16 protein-coding genes are annotated in these 14,588 nt (G+C 43.9%); 1 reads left to right on the top strand and 15 read right to left on the bottom strand.

Annotation, left to right across the window (positions count from 1 at the left end):
* Positions 1-28: 28 nt before the first annotated feature.
* The 8 genes from KIS77_11180 to KIS77_11215 all read right to left on the bottom strand — a co-directional run bounded on the left by KIS77_11180 (position 29) and on the right by KIS77_11215 (position 4,806).
* Complete coding sequence (locus tag KIS77_11180) at positions 29-415, bottom strand: IS1 family transposase (protein MCW5922899.1); 387 nt, start codon at positions 413-415, stop codon at positions 29-31.
* Positions 416-426: 11 nt separating this feature from the next.
* The gene (locus KIS77_11185) at positions 427-741 is read right to left on the bottom strand and encodes an IS1 family transposase (GenBank protein ID MCW5922900.1); all 315 of its coding nucleotides are present in this window, start codon (positions 739-741) and stop codon (positions 427-429) included.
* 17 nt (positions 742-758) lie between these two features.
* Positions 759-1,472, bottom strand: coding sequence for a hypothetical protein (locus KIS77_11190; GenBank protein ID MCW5922901.1), 714 nt, complete (start codon positions 1,470-1,472; stop codon positions 759-761).
* The gene (locus KIS77_11195; protein ID MCW5922902.1) at positions 1,469-1,948 is read right to left on the bottom strand and encodes a hypothetical protein; all 480 of its coding nucleotides are present in this window, start codon (positions 1,946-1,948) and stop codon (positions 1,469-1,471) included. The genes KIS77_11190 and KIS77_11195 overlap by 4 nt, the downstream gene beginning before the upstream one ends.
* On the bottom strand, positions 1,945-2,259 hold the full coding sequence (locus KIS77_11200; protein ID MCW5922903.1) for a hypothetical protein: 315 nt from the start codon (positions 2,257-2,259) through the stop codon (positions 1,945-1,947). The genes KIS77_11195 and KIS77_11200 overlap by 4 nt, the downstream gene beginning before the upstream one ends.
* A gap of 24 nt (positions 2,260-2,283) precedes the next feature.
* Positions 2,284-2,556 (bottom strand): hypothetical protein, encoded by a 273-nt coding sequence (locus tag KIS77_11205; GenBank protein MCW5922904.1) that lies wholly within the window; start codon positions 2,554-2,556, stop codon positions 2,284-2,286.
* A 347-nt stretch (positions 2,557-2,903) separates the two neighbouring features.
* Positions 2,904-3,302 (bottom strand): hypothetical protein, encoded by a 399-nt coding sequence (locus KIS77_11210; GenBank protein MCW5922905.1) that lies wholly within the window; start codon positions 3,300-3,302, stop codon positions 2,904-2,906.
* Positions 3,280-4,806, bottom strand: coding sequence for a hypothetical protein (locus KIS77_11215; protein ID MCW5922906.1), 1,527 nt, complete (start codon positions 4,804-4,806; stop codon positions 3,280-3,282). The genes KIS77_11210 and KIS77_11215 overlap by 23 nt, the downstream gene beginning before the upstream one ends.
* 187 nt (positions 4,807-4,993) lie before the next feature.
* On the opposite strand from KIS77_11215, the gene KIS77_11220 reads away from it, so the two are divergent.
* Positions 4,994-6,046: a transposase domain-containing protein gene (locus tag KIS77_11220; protein ID MCW5922907.1), complete on the top strand. Its 1,053-nt coding sequence runs from the start codon at positions 4,994-4,996 to the stop codon at positions 6,044-6,046.
* Positions 6,047-6,326: 280 nt separating this feature from the next.
* On the opposite strand, the gene KIS77_11225 is transcribed toward KIS77_11220, so the two are convergent.
* From KIS77_11225 to KIS77_11255, 7 genes are all read right to left on the bottom strand, one after another.
* Positions 6,327-8,096, bottom strand: a complete 1,770-nt coding sequence (locus tag KIS77_11225; protein ID MCW5922908.1) for an AIPR family protein — start codon at positions 8,094-8,096, stop codon at positions 6,327-6,329.
* Between the two features lie 210 nt (positions 8,097-8,306).
* Entirely contained in the window at positions 8,307-9,449 is a 1,143-nt protein-coding gene (locus KIS77_11230) for a trypsin-like peptidase domain-containing protein (GenBank protein ID MCW5922909.1), read from the bottom strand.
* Positions 9,431-10,177, bottom strand: a complete 747-nt coding sequence (locus tag KIS77_11235) for a hypothetical protein (GenBank protein MCW5922910.1) — start codon at positions 10,175-10,177, stop codon at positions 9,431-9,433. Before KIS77_11235 ends, KIS77_11230 begins: the two co-directional genes overlap by 19 nt.
* Before the next feature lie 339 nt (positions 10,178-10,516).
* On the bottom strand, positions 10,517-11,548 hold the full coding sequence (locus KIS77_11240) for a hypothetical protein (protein ID MCW5922911.1): 1,032 nt from the start codon (positions 11,546-11,548) through the stop codon (positions 10,517-10,519).
* 52 nt (positions 11,549-11,600) lie between these two features.
* Positions 11,601-12,182, bottom strand: coding sequence for a hypothetical protein (locus KIS77_11245; GenBank protein ID MCW5922912.1), 582 nt, complete (start codon positions 12,180-12,182; stop codon positions 11,601-11,603).
* Positions 12,179-13,177, bottom strand: a complete 999-nt coding sequence (locus tag KIS77_11250; protein ID MCW5922913.1) for a hypothetical protein — start codon at positions 13,175-13,177, stop codon at positions 12,179-12,181. Before KIS77_11250 ends, KIS77_11245 begins: the two co-directional genes overlap by 4 nt.
* Before the next feature lie 20 nt (positions 13,178-13,197).
* A complete protein-coding gene (locus tag KIS77_11255) occupies positions 13,198-14,520 on the bottom strand; it encodes a hypothetical protein (protein ID MCW5922914.1) in 1,323 nt (440 codons plus the stop codon).
* Positions 14,521-14,588 lie beyond the last annotated feature (68 nt).

Below are 14,588 nucleotides of genomic sequence, written 5' to 3' on the forward strand. Positions count from 1 at the left end.
GTACATCATAAATCGGTAGTGGAAATATTTAACTGATGACATTTAAGTTGTAGTGGTATGCGAATAGTTTGAAGTGCAGATTGAGCATATACTCCTTTTTGGAGAAGGAGAGGGTTTTTCGGACGAATCGGCTGATACGCTGGCGCAAGGTGTTGTTCAGCCTTTCAACATGGTTTGTCAGACCGGTCTCCTTGCCGACCATGTAGTGTGTTTCGTTGGGCAAGCATTGGTACGCCGTCCAAAAATCGCTGAAACTCAAGCATTTTTGGTACTCGTAGGGTAGTTTTCGCCAAAGGCGCTTGCAGGAGTCCATCGAGCCATCGCCAATGAAAAAGGAAAGTATCTGCCTAGTTCTACAGCACTGGACAATCCAGACCCGTACTTGATTGATTTTCACGGCGATGTAAGTGAACATTTCGTCCGCCTCTAACTGGTCGTCGGCTTGTCCTTCCTCAATGGTGGTTTTGAATGGGGGGAGTTGCCGGGCTTTTTTTTTAACCAATTGAGTACCGTCCGATGCGAGACATTCAACAAGCGCCCCGTGCCTCGAAGGCTTTGCCGCTCTTGGTAGGCACGCTCCACCAGTTCGGGGTCCATGTTCCTGCTGGGTTGCTTGCTGTCCAATACCCGGCAGCAACCACAATCTTTGCACTTGTAGGTTTGGGTGCCGGAGCGGTTTTTCCCGTTTTTGACGATGTTGCTGCTTTCACAGCGGTGGCAACGACGAACTTCCGTTATCATGGCGCAAAATTACATTGTCAGTTAAATATTTCCACTACCTCATAAATCTGGCTTGATGCAGCAAGGGTAGCAACTTCACCTCTAATTACATCAAGTTCGGCATTTGCACCTTGCAGGTTGCCAATTTGTCTATTTAGTTTATTCATTTGTTTTTCAGACAATCCTCCTGCATCAAGTTTTCCTTGCAATTTGGCGATTTTCGCACTATTTTTATCATATCTGCTGTTAACATCGCTCATGTACCTATCAACCCACTTCTGGGCAGCATCAGTAAACTCTCTACCGTCGGGGTCAATATTCCTAATTGGATTATTACCCGCATAATGATATGGCGAGTAACTTGAAAATTTATGAGCCGAAGGGTCAACCGATAAAAATTTAGCCAATTCTTCCGGCTCCAAGAGAGTTGAATGCAGAAGATTGCCCGTTTTATTATAAAAGCGAACAATGCCTGTACTCAATTCAAAAATAATGCTTCCAATATCTGAATTAACATCAGAATTTGAAACCTTTAAGTAACTGATGCCTTTCCGCTCGGCTTCTGTCAATAACACTACGCTACTGTCACCAAACATGGCATACGGGCTTAAATTCTTCCGCTCGGTGTACCGAAACTTTGCGTTTGGGTCGCCATAGTCCAAGGCGGTTTCTTCCGGTCGCTGGTTGAAGTAAAACCAAGCGGCTGCACAAACGGCAGCAAAAAGGGTGGTGAGTAATAGTTTCTTTTTCATCTCGTCGAAGTTAAGGAGTTATTGGATAATTGTTTCGATTTTTCCTGTTCCATTGATTTGAGCCATTGCTCGTACTTGTCGGGCGGCATCTCACGGTAGCCAAGACTTTCAATCAGGGTTTCGTTCCGCTTGAACTCCTCGTGCCACGCAATCATTTCGGGCGTTGGCTTTGTGCCTTTGAACGTTTTCACCCTTTTCATCCCGACCGACCGCATTACGTTGTGTTTCTGCATCAACGTGTGGATGCTCTTGGGAAAGTATTCCAGCGTCTTGTCGCAGCACAAAAGCCCAAACTCGTCGTAATCGTACTTCTTTTGATAGCCGATGGCAAGTTCCGTCAGGCAGTAAGCGACCGACTTTTTCAAGTCCAAAGCCTCCATGTAAATCCCGTTTTGTATCGCCTCCGCCGACATCCCGCTTGAAGAAATCATCCAAGCATCCGATGAAAAATGCCCGTTCGTCAGTTCTACGTTCACCCATTTCCCTTGTTCGTCAAGGTGCTTGATGTAAATGTGGTTCGGGGCAATTCCAAAAACGCCTCCGTTTTCATTTCCTCTGCCAATATCTTATAGTAGTAGAGCAGGGAACGGCAGTTGCCTTTGTGCGTTTCCATGAGTTTCGACACGAAAGTTTGCCGCCAATCTTTTTTGCCCGTGAAATCGTTGAAATCGTAGGTGTAAGGTAAATTCCCGTTCAACTTGCTCGGTCGGGTGAAAAACTCGTACAAAGCGAAGTTGCCCGCCGTTTTGTACTGCCCAACGCCTTTTTCTTCGATGAAGGTTTTCAAAGCCTGCGCTGTTGCCGCAATGTCTCAGCAATACTTGTCATAGTCCAATTTTCCTTCCGAGTACGACCACTCTGTGAGAAAAACCGCCCGTTTGAAGTCCAATGGCAATTTCCCTTCGAGCATGTGGGCGATTTCGTTGTAGGCTTTGTTGAAATATTCGTCTTGGGTCACAAGGGTATCTTTAAAAACCACTTGCGGCGTGGTTTTTACTTCCTCGACTTGTGCGACAGGCTTATCTTTCTCGTTCTGGCAGCCGAGTAAAACGAACAAAAGTAATATTGGCAGTTGCCTTTTCATATTTTATTCTTTATTTTTTATCTTCATTTTTATTTTATTTTTTCTTCTTGTTTCGCCCAACGGTGGCATGGACGACGTGGCGGCGGTTTATCCGGCGGCATGTCCGGCCATGCATAGTTAGTGGCATTCCCTTTTAGGCCTTCCGGTGTCGTTGCCGCTAACGGGGGCATGGACGACGTGGCGGCGGTTTATCCGGCGGCATGTCCGGCCATGCATAGTTAGTGGCATTCCCTTTTAGGCCTTCCGGTGTCGTTGCCGCTAACGTGAGCATGGACGCTGTGCCGCCGTGCGTTGGCTTTGAGAATTGGCTTTCGGCGGCATAGGCGACCATGCATTGTTCTCACCTTTTATATTTTTTGGTTCAGGTTTGCCGTACTGCTTATGTACGCAAACGACTGTGGTGGAGTAAGTCCAAAATGCTGTCGAATACAAAGTTTATCTTCATAAAGTTTTGCTCGTTGTATTTTTATCGCATATCCAGTTTCTCTTTCTGCAAAGTATTGATAAAAATAATCCTCATCAATTCCTGCGTGGCGGCTGGTCTCCTGCCATAATCGCTCTAACTCATCGTGAATAATATCGGCAATCTCAAACTCGCCAATAACCATACTTATAGGAGCGGAAGCATAAACAACTACTTTTGTTATACCTTTTCTCTTAAAGATGGCTTTTCTAAACTCATATTTTTTATTGCCCTCAAAAATTTTGAAAGCAAATTCAGGCTTAATTGACAATAAAACTCTCATTGGTCAGCGATGATTTTATTATTTTTTCAAAACTTTCTCTCGAAATTCTGTCAAATCCACGAGGTGCGTAATTGCCCGCAAAGATACCTAAATCAATTAAGTCTTTCCTGGTTGGTCTTTTTGGAAATGAGTAAACGTATAGAAAATTGACAATGAATGGTCGCCAAGTTGGCTTGTAATTCCAATGCTCTTTGAGTTGAGCATCAGTAAATACGCTTCTTTTTCTGCAAAGCGAGACAAAATCTGACTCGCTTTGTATATTTGTTATTACACTTTCTACGACACCTATTGTCGAAACCACAGAGGAGTAATAAGCGTCTTTTCCTTGTTCGGCGGTTCTGTAAAAAACTATTACGTCTCCTGCATTCAAACCTCTTTCGATGGAACGGCTGATATAGACTTTGCTGATTGCGTTTCTATGTGGCTCACTTTCGATAAAGTTATTCGGCGATTCTGTTCGCAAAATAGAATCGGGAAACAACTCGGTGTGGTAGGCTGGATATATCGGAACAATCCAAAAGTTGGTGTCCTTGTCAATGAACGGGTAAGTTAATTTGGGACTTGGTTTGTTCACCTTTTTGCTAAAATCCCGGCAAAGCACTAATTCGTTTCCTGTTGACGATGCCTTCTCGCCAAAGTTCTCAAATCCCCAATCTGAAAGCAACTGTATCAACCGCTGTTGTTCAATCCTTTTGTTGAAAATGGTCACATAGATTTCATCAACTTTGTTTAGTAGTGCGTTGTCGAAAACTATTTTTAAAAACCGTTCGCCTAATTTGAAGCCGTTCATTACCACTTTGAACGTACCTATTTTGAGGCGTTTCTTCTTTGAGAATTGAGGGGTTATGTCATTGTAGGTTTCATCCTGTCCTTCTATTTTGACATACAGGAAAGCCAATATTTTATTTTCTCCGTCAAGGCATATATAGGCTATTTCGTCAGATTTCCTCGCAAACCATTTTTCAAACCCAGCATAGTCTTCTTTGAAAGAGTCGAAAAAAGAGTCGTCGATATTTATATTGCCGAAGTATTCTTTTTTTACAGACAGAACTTTGTAATCAGTCAGTTTAGGGTTTTCTGAATTGACTTTTTCCAGAAAGGCATCAATCGTAAAGACTTTATCGGAGATACCAAGCAAACTGGCTTTGTAGTGTATTTTTCTATCCTCTGTGATTAATGCATCAATTCTACCGCAAAATACTTCGTTTAAGATTTTTGTGTCGTTCCAGTCGTTTTCGTTTTTATCAACTTTGTCGCTGACCGATTTAACCTGCTGTCCAACAGGTGCTTCGGTTTGCATTTGGTTATAACTTCCAAGTTTCACCGACATTGTTTTTACAACCTTCGGGTCTTGATGCTTTTGAATTTCGGCTATCGTGGTTGGGTGAACGCATTTTTGATAGCCCAATTTATCTATCCAATTGAATAGAACGCCGATGTCTTGATTGACGACCGTACTTGCTTCTCTGTGAATTATTATATTTGTGTCAAGGAGTAGTCGCATTGGGTCAGTTTTGGTTATTTTTATTTATATTTTCTTTCTTTTTTTTCTTTTTAGTTGGTGAGAACGGTTGGATGTACGCTGTGCCGATGTATAGGAGGCATGGGCGTACATCCGTTGTTCATGCCCATTAAGTTAAGCCTACTGGAATAAAGCGAGAGACGACCTTTGTGATAAATACCACTCTATCATGGGGTCGTCTCTCAGCAAGTATTTCCGGGTCATACGGCTCGCGGTTGCAAATATAACCAACTCACCGGAACTATACTTCCGCCGTCCGGGGCGGGATTTTTGTCGTCGTCGCCTGCTGCCAGCCGAGCGAACGGTCTGGCTGGTGTTATCGCTGTTGCGCCAGAGCCTGTGCGTCGAGCTCGGCCATTTTTTCCAACGTCTCGACGCTGTGGATGACATACCCACCAAAAGCGCCCTGGTACAGGCGCGCAACAAAATCCACCACACGTTTTTCAGGGATTTGCTGCGGCAAAGCGCCGAGTTGTTTTATCACTGTTTTGAGGCGCGGCGCTGGCGTTCTTTCCGTTTGTGGGCTACCGACGGGTCGGGGTTCCGCCTGCCTGACACCGATGAGTTGGGCGAGGAGTTCGGCTGGCACGTCAACCAGCATTCGGCGGTGGCCTCGGCCCGCGTCCTGGCGCACTTCGACGTGCTCAACCAGATCATTGTCAACGCCTTTTTCCACACCCGTTATGAATCCGAATCCCTCATCGCCCCATGGCATATTCATACCGTACCCTCAGACGTGCTCATGATTTACGACCGGGGTTTCCCGGCGCAGGTCATCCCCTGGCTGCATCTTTATTTCGGTTCACATTGCTTGGTCCGCCTGACCCTCACCCATTCGACCGTCGTCGAGGAATTCGTCGCTTCCAAAAAACGACAACTCATTGTCCGCGAAGCGCTTAACGTGCGCTCCAAACGGACGCTCCGCGCCCTTGGCATCCCCTTCCAGCGGGGGCAGGCCCTCGAGCCACCCTCATCGTGTACAATTTCCTGTCGGCGCTCCACCACAGCATGCAAGATGACATTGACCGGATCAATGCCCGCAGAAAAACGCCCTGCCAGGCTAACCGCAATATCAGCGTCGGGCTTTTCAAGTCTTTCATCGTCAGGCTTTTCCTGCGCCCGCGCGAAAACCTCGACGCCGAAATCGCGCGACTCAAAAAATACCTCCTCAAACAACTCGAGCCCCGCAAAATCAATAACCGCCCCAGAAAGCCTCCAATGATGCGCCTCGGCGAAAGACACAATTTCGAGTTCAATTACCGTCACGCCCTCTGAGGCTAATCCTTTTTGGGGCTTTTTCCAGCTCCGGCACTTCGCCCGGACCGGCAGGGGATTGACCGCCCTGCGTGGACAGCCCCATGGTCTGTGGTTTGGTGTGTTGGCGGCGCACCACCAGCGCCGGGGCAAGCGATCTATAGGGCGGTGGCGAGGCTTAACTTAATGGGGTTGATGCATTGTTCGGTGCTTTTTTTATTCATTTTCAATGCTTTATACTGAGGGGGTCAATCCGCTTGCAAACGATACTCGAATTGCTCTTGCCCAATCGCCAAGGCTTCAATAAGGTTTTTGTAGGCTTGTTCGCCTCCGTCCATTGTCGGAAGCATGTCAAGGTACTGCTGAATTGCTGCGTCAATATCGTTCAAACTCTGTTTCGATTTCACCCAATTCTGTGGGCTAAAAATTGCATTGTTCGGCAAGTTTCTATTTGATGCAACTCGCAACGCCGTATTCAAACATCTTCCTGTTACCTTTATCAATTGCTCAACCATTCCTTTTTGGCTTGCACTTTCCCATGTTGCCATTGGTGCCGGCACTCTGTCTGATTTGTTATTTCCTATCGCAAAGCACATCGAAATTGCGTATAAATGATGAAATGGAGCGTAGGCTTTCATTGTTAGAAGCGTTTCGTTCAATGCAAGCGGGTTTGCATCTGTCCAATTCTTCATTATCTCTCGCATCCAGTCGTTCAACGCCTGTATGTTTTCGGGCTTGTAATCTCGTTTGAAAAGTATCTCGAAGTGCTTGTCAAAGATTTTTGTTTCTCCATAAGAAATATTTGGGCGTTGAGAATGCCATGCAATTAGATACTTGCCCAAATCTGACAAGTCAATCACATAATTTTTATTCTTTTCGGGTGGTTCGATTTCACCTCTTTTGGTTTTGAAATATCCTTGTGGGTATTTCTGCTCAAAAAGTCGCTTCAAATTCAGCACTCGTTTGTCGTTACTTCGTAAATCTCTTGGCTTTACCGCACTTTGAGAGTTAGTATTTATGCTTATCAAGTCGGCTCTATCTCGTTGAGGTATCTCGTAAAATCGAAACAGAACGTACGTTTCATCAATTTTCTTGGCGGTCTCGCTGCAACTCAAAATAGTGTTCAGCGATTGGCAACCATTGACTACGCTCAATCCATAAAGTTTGAGTTGCGTTTGGTCTTCACTCAAATCCATTCGGTTGCAAATCGCTGTAATTCCGTTGTGGAAAAAGAAAAAGTCCTTGTGCTTGTCGCCTAAAATTGTCTGTCGAATTTTTTTGTTTATCGCATTACTTGCGCCCAAACTCTGACGCACATTTTTTTGAAAAAGCGAACCGTCCTTTATTCCAGGGATGAGCACACATTCTTTCAAGGGCAATGCTGCGATAATTACTTGAGTTCCTGCAATCGTTATCGGCATTGACTTGCTTTGGGTCAAATCAATCGTATAATTTATTGAAGGGTTGTCTAATTCAAGTGCCAACTCATACCTTCTTTGAAGTTCGGCATCATCAATTACGTTGATGGTGGCATCGAAATCTTCATTTTCTGAAATTTCAGCAAGTTGTCTTTGGAAGGTTTCAAGGTCGTTTTGGGCGGACGGTGTTAATACACATGTTGTAATCAACTCAAAACACACTTCATATTCATCTTCAAACGCCCTTGCTACTTCGGACAATTTTCGTTGAAGTCTTGAATTACTTACTTGTTGCAGCCTTACCAAATCTCGAAGTTGCATCCATGAGGAAAGCACTTCTCGAAGTGGTTCGGCATCAACCGTACCGCCTGAAATGAATTTTCCCTGAACGATGTAGATGGTTTGTTTGTCATCGTTGATAACAATTGCATCTATTTGTTTATCGTCTGCGCCGTCGGTTATCGCATCTCGTGTTTCATTTCGTCCTTGCTGCAAAATGTTGAAAAGATACCACGCCACAAATCTTTGCCCGTCATTGGGGAAATTCTGTTGGAAGTATTCCGCTTGTATTTGGTCTTTTATCTTTTGGTAGATGTCCATACAGGTTATTGATTTATTTTACTTTTCTTGTTGCACCGAACGGTGGCATGGACGACGTGGCGGCGGTTTATCCGGCGGCATGTCCGGCCATGCATAGTTAGTGGCATTCCCTTTTAGGCCTTCCGGTGTCGTTGCCGCTAACGGTTGCTTCCTTGTTACACCGCCGCGCTTAGCGAGCGGTTGACAAGGAAGCCATAGTTCGCTGTATTGTCATTCTAAGGTTAAATACGAAATTTTTACCTTAACCTTTATTACATCTGCAATACCATCGCCGGACCCAGTGCCGCATGTGCTAGCGCCGAGAAGGTGCCATCCACGACCTTGAGAAACTCCTACCTTTAATCCTTTGGCCTCACATTGCGGATTAGTCCATTTTCCAAATTTCAATCTGCCAAAATATTGGGGATCTTCAGAGTAAAAATATGAGTATTCCTCCTTACCGTTGCTTAAGACTCTCTTGCCCGATGTAAAACTCACTATTTCAACACTTTGAATGTTTTTTATGCCTAAACATTCACTTTTAGTGCAATTTACCTCTTCATCTAGGTCTTGATATGTGGTTTTTAAAACAAACTTTTTTTCCGAATTTTTCACATCGCTTATAAACAGTGTACTAGTGGGGTTTTTCCTTGCTAATTCTGAATACTCCGGCTCTTGTGAACTTTTTGAAGAAAGCGTTATTGATTTTACTGGAATCGCCCAACAATAACTGGTGGCGCCCTCTTCTAAGCCCCCGTTTGCTATACCTACAACTTTGCCATTTAACAATACAGGGGCCCCTGAACATCCCGGAGCAATAGACATTTCAACATCTAAAACTTCAGTGCCTATGTCAGGGCTTTTTCTTTCCTTTAACCCTCTCACATGTTCGTTTTTTATACAATCTTTAAGCCAAAGTAATGGTGGATTGCGCACCTTTGCAATGGTAGTTGTTTTAGGTTTCTTCACTCCATGTCCATATCCAATCATTGTAACATCTTTACCCCCTATTTTACTTGGTATCTCACTGGAAAATTCAAAACCAGAACTAAGGTCGATAGTACTTTGTGGGGAAAGTAATGCCACGTCGTTTTCTAAATCAACTGATGTTATACTCATCCTGCCCAAGCCTCTTCCAGAAGCATCTTCCGCAGTTATGGTTTTGCAACCGCATACACCATGTAATGCAGTTATTATCCCCTTATCTTTGAGAATAAAACCTGTTAATATATTGATTGTTTCAGGCTTATCTGTATAAGCACAACTTTCGGCAGTTATCCGCACTACATATTGTTCTTGTGCTTGACAAGGCGAAAGCCAAATAAAGGTGATGTAAATGATTACACCTATAAATTTTATTGATTGCATTTGCATATTCGATGCATTTTAGATTTTAACGAGTCAATATTGATTGTTGAAGAATTAATTATTTCTCTTATTTCCGCATTATCAATGTATTGACATGCGAATATGAGGTCAACTCCGTCAAGGCGACAAAATTTTTTTATTTTGCATACACTTTCAGCAGACGCACCTTTCACTCCATGGAGTATTGATTTTTCTTCCAAGTCTTTTGATTTGTCATCTGTGTTGAGGGCAAATTTTTCAATTTTCTTATTTTGCTCTTCAAATGATTTCAAAAGATTTGTCAAGTCAGAATACGTCAATCCATCTGAGTTTGGTTTGATTTCTTGATTTAAAAGATAGTTATTTTGTTTCTCTAAAATGAGTTTTGATTGCCTAAGCGACAAAAGTTTAATGTCAAAGGTAAGTGAGTCAATCTCATTATCAGACTTAGTCCTTTTTGCCCAAGTAGATGGATTTGTAATGTCATAATTTCTAGCAAGCAAACCAAAATATGCTCCGAAAACAAGTCCTATCACTAACGACATTACTGGCAATATATTTATGTTTTTCAATCCTAGTATCGTACTCGCCTCCTCTGACTTTGTCGGAGTGGTCTGGCCTGACAAAATTGAAATTAGACTCACCATTACAGTTAAGATAGGTACAAGTATTTGAGCAAGTATAGGTGACTTACTCAAACCCATCAGGATTCCGATCCCGATTCCAGTTATTGCTGTGTATATATTTTTTGTCATATTTTTATTCAGTTACAGCGAACGGTGGCATGGACGACGTGGCGGCGGTTTATCCGGCGGCATGTCCGGCCATGCATAGTTAGTGGCATTCCCTTTTAGGCCTTCCGGTGTCGTTGCCGCTAACGGCGGCATGGACGACGTGGCGGCGGTTTATCCGGCGGCATGTCCGGCCATGCATAGTTAGTGGCATTCCCTTTTAGGCCTTCCGGTGTCGTTGCCGCTAACGGTTGGATGTACGCTGTGCCGCCGTGCGTTGGGCTTGTGGGTTGGGCTTCGGCGGCATAGGCGTACATCCTTTGTTATCCCATTTTTTATATTTCATTGCTGGTGAGGCATTTATCAGTCCTTTGTCGCTCCCGGTGCATTCTTGTTGCTGTACTTTTCTTTCTCCGTTTTTAGCGAGGTGAGCCACTCGACGTACATCTGTTCGGGCATCTGCCGGTAGCCGAGTTTGTAGAGTTGCATGTAGAGGCTGTTCATTTCGTCCCATTTTGCTTTGCCTTCGGGCATGGCGGTTACTTCTTTCAGGTAGGCGAATTTCATTTCTTTCTGCATGGCTTGCAGTTGTTTTAGGAGGGTTTCGGCTTTGAGTAGGATGGCGTTCACATAATTGGGGAAGTGTTTGAGTGCGAGGTCGCAGCACTCAATGACAAAAGTGCCGTCGTTGTCGGGGTACTTATGGTTATACCCTTGCGCTAAATCCAAAACACAAAGAGCGATGCTTTCCTTTTCGCTCAAAGTGTCAAGATAGATGCCGTTTTGTACTGCTTGGAGCGAAATGTAGCCTGATGCCATGAGCCAAGCATCAATTGGAAAGGATGCACTTGTGAGTTCGGTGTTGTACCAGCCGCCTTTTTCCGCTCTTTGCTTGATATAGGTATGATTCGGGGCGAGCGAAAGGTATGCTTTAACCCCAAGTTCATCCGCCAATATCTTGTACAGGTATGGCAAAGAATGACAATTCCCTTTCCTTGTTCGTAGGAGTTTGGTCACAAACATATTCGACCAATCTTTGCTGCCAAAAATATCATCAAAATCATACCTATACGGCATGAAAACATAATAGGCAGTATCGTAAAAAAGCGCAAGGGTAGTATCGGTCAACGTCCTGAACATCGCCGAATTGGTCTTAATTTTTGCCAAATCTTTGCCTTTGTAAATCAGACTATCGCTTTTTTCACGCATCATGACCAGTTGCACCAACAATTCCAGTTCGTCCTCAAATTCCTGTCTGTAAAGAAGGTTGTCGAAATAAGTATTTTCTGTAAGGAATACTGCCTCTTTAAATTTTAGACCACCATGCTCCAATCCTTTTTTCAGGGTAGAAAAAGCGATTTCGTGATTGGTTTGGCAAAAATTTGGGCTACTCAACAAGATTAAGGTTGAGAAAACAAGACCTTTTAATAAGGTTCTTTTGCTTGCGTTAGTCAAAAATTGCGCTGTCATAAATTTTTACAAGTTTCTCATTTACTTCATAATTTGGGATACCAATTAGTATTTTATTACTAATGTTTTTATATTGTTTATCAAATTCAGAGATAACAATATATCCATTGTTCCCGAATTCATGTTCTGAATTTATTTTCCAAACCTTAAATTTAGGAATGTACTTTAAATCGTAAAATCTCGAACCATCAAAAGAGACACCCTTGTATTTTGCCTTATTGTAAAGCAATATTGATGTGACAAAATAACTGGTCTCTCCTTCGATATAAAAATCAAGTATGAACAACTTATCCCATTTGGATTTATCAGCGTTTGACCGCACTAACAGTTCTTCCATTTGTTGTTCTGAAAAATTTTTAATAGCACTATCTACAACTCCCAGAGAGGTTCCATGCTCTTTTTTTTCGCCTTTCTTAAATCCAGTCTTGGTTTCAAAAGTTTCCAGAACAGCAGAATGCCATGCTTGAAAATCAAGTTTCAAAACTGAACTTTTTGACTGACTTGAAGATTTGCAACCAGCAAGTATCAAAACAATAAAAATGATGGTAATTTTTTTCATTGCCCTCCTCCTTGTCTTGGTTTAACATTTTGTTCCTGCCTAATAACGTTTTCCTCTATCCGTGTATTGATTTCTTCTTGGGACATTTTCGTAACCTTTCCCTTTCTTGCCGCATCTGGGTCATTAACGTCTGTCATTTGAGAACGTTTGTTTGTTCCCATCATGTTGTTTTTTGCATGAATTAGTTCGTGGCCTAAGCCAATTTTTGCTGGCCTTCCAGTAGTACCATCTTCATTTACAACATTTTCACCTTTACCATTAATGTTAAAAGTAACTATCGAGCCCGTACCAGTGCCGTTTTCACTATCTGTTTTTGCAGCGTCTGTTATAACTCCATTGGAATTTACAGGGTCAGTACCATTTATTGTACCTTCGATAATCGTAACTGTAAAATTCTTCACACTCCCATCCATTTGTTCGATGCCGTTAATAAGGTTTCTGACAAGCATCGTGCCTCCCGCCTTTGAAAGTTCACTCAATCCGCCCTCGGCTTGGCTTGCGATTGTCACTTTGCCGTCCCGCCCCATAGTCAACTTATCATTTGTCAGGCTTTGAAGTTGTGCCAAGTGCTCTTGACGTTTTATATCCGCTGCTTCGCCTCTTCCTTTGATTGAAATGATAATATCCATCCCATCCGGGTCAATGAAAAGTATCGGATTATCAATAGCGTAATTATACGGAGACCAATTCGGATACTTCGCCGCCAACGGGTCGGGCGAAAGCCACCTGCTCACCACTTCCGCCTTTAAGTTGTACTCCCCGTAAAGCGTATCGTTTTCGATGACGGTGACGACCTCGCCAGTCACCCGGTTGAACATCACCGAGCCAAAACGAAAGGTCGTGTCGTTCGGAAAACTCTCTTGGTACTTTCCGTTGCTCAAAGTCAAGACCTTGACCTTGATGCCCAGTTCCTCGAAAGGCTGTATCGGCTCGTGTTGAGCGAAAAGGCTGCCGCAAAAAAGGATTGCAAAAACGAGTGTCAGATACTTTTGCATAGTTGATATGGATTTCAAAGTTATGGTCTGATGATTTCTTTCGGCTGTCTGCCCTTCTCCGTTTCAAAGGACTTCAACCAACGCTCGTAGGCATCCTGCGGCATTTCCTCGAACCCAATCCCGTCAATCTGCCCGTAAACCTCGTGCATTTTCAGAAACAGTTCGTAGGCTTTCGGAAATTCGGGGAGCCGCTCGACGGGCGGTCTGCCCAACTGGTCAATGACATAAAAGAACAGATAAGTCTGGTAGTCCGATTTCAGTTGAAGTGCATAGACGTTGTTCGGGCTGTATTCCAACGACTTTTCAAGGCAATTTAGCACGAAATTGTCAAATCCGTACTTGATGGCGTAGCCTTTCGCCATGTCAGCAAGGCAAGCGGCAATCACTTCACACTTTCCCATGGTATCCATGTAGATACCGCTCCGCAACGCCTCCGCCTTGATGTAGCCCGAACTCTGCACCCAAACGTCAGTCGTGTAATAACCGTTGGTCGCTTCGTAGTTCAAAATATTGCCTTTCCCGTTGTCCACTTTGATGTAAGTATGCGAGGGCGAATAAGAAAGCCAAGCCTCCACGCCAATCTCCTCCGCCAAAATCAAGTATAAAAGTGGCATGGAATGGCATTGACCTTTGCCACTGCCCATGAGTTTCGTCACAAACTGCTTTGACCAGTCCTGCTTGCCCCAAGGGTCTTCAAAATCGTAGCCGTAGGGCTTGTGCGTGAAAGTTACCTTCCCTGTTTCGTCCTTCAACTGCACCGTGTCCGCCAAAAACTGCCGCAATCCCCATTTCTTGGCGGTCGGTTTATTGAAGTCGTAGCCGTTTTGCTCGATGTATGTTTTGATGATGTCGGCATTGCTTGAAATGTCCGACGAAAACCAGTCGTAGGTCATTCGGTTGTCGTAATAAGCGTTCTCTGTCAGGAAAACGGCTCGTTTCAGGTTACAAGGCTTTTCACCTTTCAGCATTTGGTTTATTTCATCGAAGGCTTGGCGATAAAACTCCGTTCCTGCGACTTGGCTTTGGTCGGGAAACTCGTATTTTACCTCTCTTGGGTTCATATCCCGCTCTATTTCCGCCAAAAGTTGCTGCTGTTGCATCCTTCTCTGCTCGTGCTGCTGCACCTCCTGCATTATCATCTCGTTTTGCCGCTGGATGTTGGCGTTCGGGGCAAACGGGTTTGCCGTTTGTGGCTGCGGGTTTGGGAAACTGATGACCACCTGCGGCGCAAGCGTGGCGGGTTGCGGCGGCTGCGGGATGGGTATTCCCGGGGCAGTCGGCATCTGCCCGATTGCCTTTATCGAGGCACAAATGAGTATCGCTGTGAGTGTTTTATATTTCATTTTTCATCTTTTTTATTTCATTGTCAAGTGCTTTTATATTATATTTTTATTGTTTTATTTTATTTTTT

Source organism: Saprospiraceae bacterium (assembly GCA_026129545.1).
GTDB lineage: Bacteria > Bacteroidota > Bacteroidia > Chitinophagales > Saprospiraceae > M3007.

Coding starts and splice junctions, on each gene's coding strand:
- KIS77_11220 (MCW5922907.1), top strand. CDS start 4,994: ATGGGGTCGTCTCTCAGCAAGTATTTCCGGGTCATACGGCTCGCGGTT.
- KIS77_11235 (MCW5922910.1), bottom strand. CDS start 10,177: ATGACAAAAAATATATACACAGCAATAACTGGAATCGGGATCGGAATC.
- KIS77_11245 (MCW5922912.1), bottom strand. CDS start 12,182: ATGAAAAAAATTACCATCATTTTTATTGTTTTGATACTTGCTGGTTGC.
- KIS77_11225 (MCW5922908.1), bottom strand. CDS start 8,096: ATGGACATCTACCAAAAGATAAAAGACCAAATACAAGCGGAATACTTC.
- KIS77_11190 (MCW5922901.1), bottom strand. CDS start 1,472: ATGAAAAAGAAACTATTACTCACCACCCTTTTTGCTGCCGTTTGTGCA.
- KIS77_11250 (MCW5922913.1), bottom strand. CDS start 13,177: ATGCAAAAGTATCTGACACTCGTTTTTGCAATCCTTTTTTGCGGCAGC.
- KIS77_11230 (MCW5922909.1), bottom strand. CDS start 9,449: ATGCAAATGCAATCAATAAAATTTATAGGTGTAATCATTTACATCACC.
- KIS77_11205 (MCW5922904.1), bottom strand. CDS start 2,556: ATGAAAAGGCAACTGCCAATATTACTTTTGTTCGTTTTACTCGGCTGC.
- KIS77_11185 (MCW5922900.1), bottom strand. CDS start 741: ATGATAACGGAAGTTCGTCGTTGCCACCGCTGTGAAAGCAGCAACATC.
- KIS77_11215 (MCW5922906.1), bottom strand. CDS start 4,806: ATGCGACTACTCCTTGACACAAATATAATAATTCACAGAGAAGCAAGT.
- KIS77_11255 (MCW5922914.1), bottom strand. CDS start 14,520: ATGAAATATAAAACACTCACAGCGATACTCATTTGTGCCTCGATAAAG.
- KIS77_11210 (MCW5922905.1), bottom strand. CDS start 3,302: ATGAGAGTTTTATTGTCAATTAAGCCTGAATTTGCTTTCAAAATTTTT.
- KIS77_11180 (MCW5922899.1), bottom strand. CDS start 415: ATGTTCACTTACATCGCCGTGAAAATCAATCAAGTACGGGTCTGGATT.